Genomic DNA, 6937 nt, shown 5'->3' on the forward strand with positions numbered 1-6937 from the left:
CCTGATTATTTTTATGCGGGTTTGCGTGTTTTGTTGATAGACATCATACAAGTTGATTTCTGGAATTCGCAATCCAGTGATTAATGTTTTTGTGTTTATAAGGTCGTTGCTGGAATGATTTTTTTGTTATTAGCCAATGTTTATTGAGGTTTTGTCCGGGTTTTAGGCGTTTAAATGACACCTTATTGAAGGTGACGGTAACCGTCGAGCGGGTCCGCCATCAGATTGGTTGTCATACAAGTTAGATGGTTTTTCAATCAACCTCGGCGGCGTCCTTTGTCTGGGTGTTAAGCTCGCTCCAGCCCAACCCCGTGGACTTGCAGTAATGCCCAATGAAACCCCAACCCCCGTGCGTAAACGCTCCACCAACCTGGCCCAGGGCGTGGTCGACGCCCTGACCCAGCGCATCCTGCTCGGCCAGTTGAAACCCGGCGAAAAGCTGCCGTCGGAATCCACCATCGTGCTGGAGCATGGCGTCAGTCGGACGGTGGTGCGCGAGGCGCTCTCCAAGTTGCAGGCTTCGGGGCTGGTAGAGACGCGTCACGGCATCGGCACCTTTGTGCTGGAGCAGAGCGCCCAACAAGGCTTGCGCTTGCATGTGGACACGGTCGCCAGCGTGCGCAACATGTTGGAACTGCGCCTGGGCCTGGAGGTGCAAGCGGTGGCGCTGGCTGCACTGCGTCGCACCGATGCTCAACTGGCCCACATGCGCGAAGCACTGGACGACTACCAGGCCTCTCTCGCCAACAACGACAGCTGCGTGGAAGAGGACAAACGCTTCCACCAGCAGATCGCCGAAGCCACCGGCAATACCTTCTTCACCGAAATCATGTTGCACCTGGGTAACGCGATGATTCCGCGAACTCAGGTGAAGGTGGACGAACGTGGAGGGGCGGACTTTGCCAAACTCGGGCAATTGGCGAACCTGGAGCATGAGGCGATTTTCAATGCGATCAAACGCCAGGATCCGGACGCCGCACGCGCCGCCATGGTGTTGCATCTGACTAACAGCCGGGATCGATTTTCCGGGGAATGATAAGGAACACAGGTTGAACGAACACACCTTGTCCATGCGCCTGGAGCGCGTGGCAGCGCATGTGCCGAATGGCGCGCGCCTGGCCGATATCGGCTCGGACCATGCCTATCTGCCGGTGGCGTTAGTGCGCCGTGGCGTGATCGACGCGGCGCTGGCGGGAGAGGTCGCGACCACACCGTTCCAGGCGGCCGAACGGACCGTGCGTGACAATGGCCTGGAGCAGCAGATTACTGTGCGCCTGGCCGATGGCTTGGCGGCCATCGAGGCGCGTGACGGCATCACGGCCATCAGCCTCTGCGGCATGGGCGGCGAGACGATCCGCGACATCCTTGAGGCCGGCAAAGCCCACCTGAGCGGCGCTGAGCGGCTGATCCTGCAACCCAATGGCGGTGAGCAACCACTGCGCCTTTGGTTAATGCGCAATGGCTATCGCATCGTCAGCGAAGAGCTGTTGCATGAAAACCGCTTTTACTACGAAATCATCGTCGCTGAGCGCGCAGACCCTGTGGTGTATACCGCCGAACAACTGTTCTTCGGCCCGTTACTGATGCAGGCCCGTAGCCCGGTGTTTTTGGCCAAGTGGCAGCGCGCGTTACGCCTGAGGCAGAAGACCTTGGCTGCCTTTGAGCGTGCGCAGGCGGTGCCCGAGGCGAAGCTCCAAGAGATTAGCCAGCAGATCCGGTGGATGCTCACACTGCTGGCTTGATACATACCCATTCAACCGTGATAAATCAGGAACCCCGCAATGGCAGACGCTACCGACCACGCCTTCTACGATCGCGCCGACGCGCACATCGAACTGTCGAACGAACAACTGAAAACCTTCGAAGACCTCGGCCAAGTCAGCGCTTCAATGATGTTCGGCACGACGCGGTTCAACGCCTGGGCGTGCGCACGCAACTTCAAGTCCGGTGAGCACATGGCCGAGGAGCGCGAGGCGATGCTCAAGTATTTTTGTGATCAGTATCGGTTGATGCTTGAGGACAACCTGGACGATCACATCAAGAACTTCAGTCGCTACATGCAGGCCAAATAGTCATTGCTCACTGCCTCTCACATAAAGCGCGGCGCCCTTCAAGTTTGGCTGGTTTGCTGCCGATAGGATGCCTGTGAATAAAGGTGTTCTGGACTGCACCTGGGCCAGTCGTCTCCGGCGGTTACAGCAGTCTTGCCAACACTGAGTGCTTTTGCCCCATTTTCGAGCACTCCATCGGCTCCAAAAGCGTGCCGCCCGCCCTGTTTCAGGGCTGTTGTTCGGCGGCCCGTATCTTGCTAGAGCCAAGCTAATCAATGACATGGCACTTTGCCGTTAGTCATTTCACGGCTTGGCCCACCGTGCACCACGTGGGTTGTTTGAGGGAGTAGTCGGACATGCACAGCTTGTTATCACCCGGTATCCGCCTGCTCGGACGTATGGGGTTTGCGCGCAAATTCCAAGTGTTGTTTTTCCTGTTCATGCTGCCCCTGGCTGGGAGCCTCTGGATGATCGGCCAGGACTATCGCGATAAATTAGGCGTGATTTCCACCGAGCAGTCCGGCGTGCGCCAACTGTTGGCCCTGGATGCACTGGACGGTCAATTGACGGCTCAGCGCAACCTGGCTGCGCGTTGGAAAGCGGCGGACATCCTGCACGCGCCGACGCCGGCGGCGAAGGCGGCGATGGACAAGGTCGATACGAATTTCCCGCTGATCCAGCAAAGCCTGCAAGCCTTGGGCGATGAGCTCAAAGCGCAGAACGCCAGCGCCGACATCCTCGCGCGCTACGAGGCGTTGCAGGCCACCGTCAAAGGCATGGACTCCGCTTCGCTGCGCACCGTGGGTTGGTGGCCGGATGGCTACGACCGTTTCACCTCGGCGCTGAGCGCGATGCAAACCCTGCGCGAACAGATCACCCTGGACGCCGGGCTGATCCTCGATCCCTGGCTGGAAACCTACATGCTCATGCAGATGGGCACACAGCAGACGCCAGACTTGATCGAGCGTATCGGTCGTATGGCGGGCGTCGGGCAGTCGTCCATTGCTTCGGGGCAGTTCACCTTGCAAAGCCGTTTGCAGATGCGCGACCTGCGCAGCCGCATTGGCGACGCGCGCGACCAGTTGGCCAAGGCGGCGGCTGCGCTCAAGGCCAAGCAATTCGACGGCATGGAGCCCTGGACTGCGCAGTACGACAACAGCCTGCAACTGTTGGATAACGAGCTTAAAGTTCTGGACGACGGCGTCTTCGGCGGCACCATCAAGCTCGATACCGCCGGTTTCGAGCGCAGTGTCGACGCCATGCTCGGTTCGCTCAGCGCACTGCGCGTGCAGTCGCTGACCTCCCTGGACGAGCGCTTGAGCTACTACCACCGCAACGCGAACGAGCGCTTCATTCCTCTGGCGATGACCTTCGGCGTGCTGGCCCTGGCCGCGCTGTACCTGTTCATGTGCCTGCAAGCCTCCATACAGCGCAGCGCAAGAGGCATCACCACCCTGGCCGAATCCTTGCGCGACGGTAACCTGTGCGTCGAAGTGGCGGTGGAAGGGCGGGACGAGCTGGCACTGATCAGCACCGCGCTGAACGTGGCGGTGGTGCAATTGCGCACCAGCCTGCTGGGGGTCAACCACGAAACCCAGCAGCTCGGCTCAGCGGTCCTCACCCTCAATTCGCAATCGGGCAGTACCCTCAGCGAAGTCGAAGACCAGCAGCATCAAATCAGCCAGATCGCCGCCGCCGCTACGCAGTTGGCCGCGACGTCCATGGGCGTCGCCAGAAGCTGTGAGCAAGCGTCGGGCAGCGCCCAGCAAACACGACGCATTGCCGAAGACAGCAGCCGCGACAGCCAACGCACCACGGCCAGCATCCAGCAACTCAACCAACGCCTTACCGATACGGCTGACGCTTTGCAGCAAGTCAGTCAGCAGGGGCAGCAGATTCAGTCGGTGGTCGACACCATTCGCGGCATCGCCGAGCAGACCAACCTGCTCGCACTCAACGCGGCCATCGAAGCGGCCCGCGCCGGCGAGCAGGGCAGGGGCTTTGCGGTGGTGGCCGATGAAGTGCGCAGTCTGTCCCAACGCACCCAGGCCTCCACGGCGCAGATCGCCGGCACCGTCGACAGCCTGCGCGCGACCGTGAGCCAGGCCGTTACGCTGATGGGCGCCGCGTGCGAGCAAGCATTGACCGATGCCGAGTCCGTCACCGGCCTGGGCACGCGCTTGGGCGAGATTGCCGGCGCGGTGCAGAACGTCACCGACACCCTGGCGCAGATCGCCACCGCGGTGGAGGAGCAAGCGGCGACGGCGGACGAAGTGAGCGGCAACATCCAGCAAGTCGATCAGGCGGCAGGACGTTTGCTGGATGGCGCGCGAGCGGTCAACCGGGCGGCGGACACCTTGAGCAAGGGCAGCCAGGCGTTGAGTGACAACACCGCGCGGTTTCGTTTGAGCTGAGTGCTATTTGGCTGCGGTGCGCAGGACTTCAATCCACAGCGCACCTTTGCCTGAAGCCGCCTCACCCACGCGCTTCAACGCACCTGCGCCGCTGATCGCGTAGGTACCGACCTTGTCGCTTTTCTCGCCGGTCACCAGCAACCATTGGCCATTGGGAGAGAAGGCGATATTGCGCGGTTGTTTCTCTTCGACCGGGTAGTTGTCGAGAAACGTCAGGCCACCCGTAGCCGCATCCACCGCAAACGCCGACACCGAGCTGCTGGTGCGCTCGCTCATCAGCAGTAGGGTGCCATCTGGGGACAAACGCAGGTCGGCGGCCCAGATGCGTGGCGTCGGGTCGTCCTTCAAATCATTGTTGCGCGCGTCCCGCACTTCGCCGTGGGCCAGTTTCAAACGCGCGGGAATGCCGTTGGCTACGCCGATCTGCGTCAGCGCGCCGGTGCTGTCGTCAATGGAAAATGCAGTGACGGTGCCGCTCATTTCGCCGACCACATACAGGTATTTACCGTTGGCTGAAAACGCCAAGTGCCGAGGCCCGGTGTTGGCCGGCACGCTCACGTAGCCGGTGCCGATCGGCGTGAGTGCGCCGGTGTTTGCCTCGAAGCGATATTGCAGCACGTGGTCGTTGCCCAAGTTGCCGGCGTAGGCAAAGCGATTGCTGGGGTCGGTGCGCAGGGAGTGCGCGTGGGGGCCGGTCTTGTAGGTGAGGATCGGCTCGGGCTTATCGACGGGCTGCACACTGAGGGTGTCGGCCCCGTAAGAGGCCGCGAGCAGATAACGTCCGGCGCGGTCGGTGGCCAGGTAGGCCATGCTTTCTGCCAGCGGGGCCTTGGAGCGTGGCGTCAACCGCCCGCTGGCTGGATCAATGCTGAAGCTCTGCACCTGAAACGGCTTGACCCGCAGCGCGGCATACAAGGTTTTACCGTCGGGGCTCAGGGCCATGGGGTTGACCTGATCACCGGCTGTTACCTGGTCAACCAGGCTCAACGCGCCGTTGCTCTCGTCCAGCCGATACTGGGAAATCAGGCCATCGCCGGGGCTGGAAATGTACGCGAAGGTCGCAGCGTTGGCGTGTGCGCTGAGTCCGCAGGCAATGGCGGCGGCCATGAGGAGGGGTTTATTCACGAGTGAGCCTTTATTGTTATGTTTGTGATCAGTCATCGTATGACTGTATTTCTTTCTCCGCAATAGTTGGTTTTTGGGCTCACTTGGTTGTGTCTCTTGCGACGCACCGGTATGCCTGACCCACAGGGTTACATGTGGTCAACAAGCGACAGTTGCTCGTCCCCTGCGGCGCGCTAGCGTTAAGGCTCTTCAGGCATTTCACGTAGAGCAGCGGATGCGCCCCACACCTCAATCACACCGTCTGCGTCACGGCCGTTACTCGGAACACGGTCGCAGCTACCTCATCACCGCCGTGGTTCATCAGCGCCAGCGCTTATTCACTGACCTTTACCTGGGTCGCCTGCTGGTTGCCGAATTCCGGCAGGCTCATGAACTGGGACTGGTCGATTCACTGGCCTGGGTCGTCATGCCTGACCACATTCACTGGTTGTTTGAGTTGAAGCAAAAGGCGTTGGCAGACGTGGTGCGACGTATTAAGTCGCGCAGTACGCTGGTCATTAACCAGCGTCGTCAAAGTAAAGAGCGTGTTTGGCAACCCGGCTATCACGATAGGGCAGTGCGTGCGGACGATGATCTTCGCAAGATGGCGCGTTACATCATTGCCAACCCTTTACGAGCTGGCCTGGTGGAGCGCGTGGGGGATTATTCGTTGTGGGATGCGGCGTGGCTATGAATAAGAGGGGCGAACTCCTGTGTTTGGCAGACTTCCCAGGGGAGCAGGTTTTTGTGGTGGGCAGGCTTCTCTGGTGAGCCGGTTTCTGTAGTGAGCAGGCTTCTTACAGTGAGCAGTGGCTTTTGTGGTGAGCGGGCTTGCCCCGCGCTGGGCTGCGAAGCAGCCCCAAAACCTGCCAGCGTGATCTACCTGACGAAACGCGGTGTTCTTGATGGGGCCGCTTCGCAGCCCAGCGCGGGGCAAGTCCGCTCACCACAAAAAAAGCTTGCCTGCCACGCGTTACATCATTGCCAACCCTTTACGAGCCGGTCTGGTGGAGCGAGTGGGGGATTATTTGTTATGGGATGCGGCGTGGCTATGAAGAAGAGGCGCGAACTCCTGTGTTTGGCAGACTTCCCTGATGAGCAGGTCTTTGTGGTGAGCAGGCTTCTCTGGTGAGCAGGCTTCTGTAGTGAGCAGGCTTCTGTAGTGAGCAGGCTTCTTACGGTGAGCAGTGGCTTTTGTGGTGAGCGGGCTTGCCCCGCGCTGGGCTGCGAAGCAGCCCCAAAACCTGCCGGCGCGATCTATCTGACGAAACGCGGTGTTCTTGATGGGGCCGCTTCGCAGCCCCAAAACCTGCCGGCGCGATCTATCTGACGAAACGCGGTGTTCTTGATGGGGCCGCTTCGCAGCCC

7 protein-coding genes and 1 pseudogene are annotated in these 6937 nt (G+C 60.3%); 6 read left to right on the forward strand and 2 right to left on the reverse strand.

All coding sequences use genetic code 11. From position 1 onward, the window contains the following. Nucleotides 1-325 precede the first annotated feature (325 nt). The 4 genes from G9Q84_RS28475 to G9Q84_RS30060 all read left to right on the forward strand — a co-directional run bounded on the left by G9Q84_RS28475 (nt 326) and on the right by G9Q84_RS30060 (nt 4465). On the forward strand, nt 326-1036 hold the full coding sequence (locus G9Q84_RS28475) for a FadR/GntR family transcriptional regulator (protein WP_032885889.1): 711 nt from the start codon (nt 326-328) through the stop codon (nt 1034-1036). A 13-nt stretch (nt 1037-1049) separates the two neighbouring features. Further along, nucleotides 1050-1742 carry a tRNA (adenine(22)-N(1))-methyltransferase gene (locus tag G9Q84_RS28480; protein WP_032885887.1) on the forward strand — a complete coding sequence of 231 codons (693 nt, stop codon included), beginning with the start codon at nt 1050-1052 and terminating at the stop codon, nt 1740-1742. Between the two features lie 39 nt (nt 1743-1781). Next, nucleotides 1782-2072, forward strand: coding sequence for a DUF3144 domain-containing protein (locus tag G9Q84_RS28485; RefSeq protein WP_032885886.1), 291 nt, complete (start codon nt 1782-1784; stop codon nt 2070-2072). A 335-nt stretch (nt 2073-2407) separates the two neighbouring features. Further along, nucleotides 2408-4465, forward strand: a complete 2058-nt coding sequence (locus tag G9Q84_RS30060) for a methyl-accepting chemotaxis protein (protein ID WP_032885884.1) — start codon at nt 2408-2410, stop codon at nt 4463-4465. Nucleotides 4466-4468: 3 nt separating this feature from the next. Here the strand turns inward: G9Q84_RS30060 and G9Q84_RS28495 are convergent, their stop codons facing one another. Continuing rightward, entirely contained in the window at nt 4469-5590 is a 1122-nt protein-coding gene (locus tag G9Q84_RS28495) for a beta-propeller fold lactonase family protein (RefSeq protein ID WP_181640378.1), read from the reverse strand. Nucleotides 5591-5804: 214 nt separating this feature from the next. Here G9Q84_RS28495 and G9Q84_RS28500 point away from each other — a divergent pair, with 214 nt between their 5' ends. Continuing rightward, nucleotides 5805-6263, forward strand: a complete 459-nt coding sequence (locus tag G9Q84_RS28500) for an REP-associated tyrosine transposase (RefSeq protein ID WP_032885881.1) — start codon at nt 5805-5807, stop codon at nt 6261-6263. Between the two features lie 265 nt (nt 6264-6528). Further along, nucleotides 6529-6624 (forward strand): annotated as a pseudogene (locus G9Q84_RS29480) (REP-associated tyrosine transposase); the annotation flags it as partial. Here the strand turns inward: G9Q84_RS29480 and G9Q84_RS29090 are convergent. Beyond that, on the reverse strand, nt 6594-6937 hold a 344-nt coding region (locus G9Q84_RS29090), incomplete at its 5' end, for a hypothetical protein (RefSeq protein ID WP_207182463.1). The pseudogene G9Q84_RS29480 and the gene G9Q84_RS29090 overlap by 31 nt on opposite strands.

Origin of the sequence: Pseudomonas sivasensis (assembly GCF_013778505.1) — a bacterium.
In the GTDB taxonomy this organism is placed as follows: domain Bacteria; phylum Pseudomonadota; class Gammaproteobacteria; order Pseudomonadales; family Pseudomonadaceae; genus Aquipseudomonas; species Aquipseudomonas sivasensis.